Here is a 374-nt window from a genome sequence, read left to right as displayed (position 1 = left end):
TAGTTTTATTCGATGAACCAGAGGTTCATCTGCATCCACCTTTGCTCTCTGCTTTTTTACGAACATTAAGCGACTTACTCGATGCACGCAATGGTGTAGCAATAATTGCAACTCATTCCCCAGTAGTACTGCAAGAGGTTCCAAAATCCTGCATGTGGAAAGTCCTACGGTCAAGAGAAGCAATAAATATTATCCGTCCGGATATTGAGACATTCGGTGAGAACTTAGGTGTTTTAACTCGTGAGGTGTTTTTACTTGAAGTGACAAATTCTGGATACCACCACTTATTATCGCAGTCCGTTGATTCAGAGCTTTCTTATGAAACCATTCTAAAAAATTATAATGGTCAGATAGGATTAGAAGGTCGAACCGTT

General features: G+C 39.8%; 1 protein-coding gene. It reads left to right on the top strand.

Annotated elements, in window-relative coordinates:
* A partial coding sequence (locus DF185_RS23410) for an AAA family ATPase (protein ID WP_165836123.1) occupies window positions 1-374 on the top strand: 374 nt, incomplete at both ends.

Source organism: Marinifilum breve, assembly GCF_003202155.1.
Classification (GTDB): domain Bacteria; phylum Bacteroidota; class Bacteroidia; order Bacteroidales; family Marinifilaceae; genus Marinifilum; species Marinifilum breve.
Note: the sequence above shows the minus strand (reverse complement) of the source record. Positions and strands in the feature narration are given on the sequence as shown.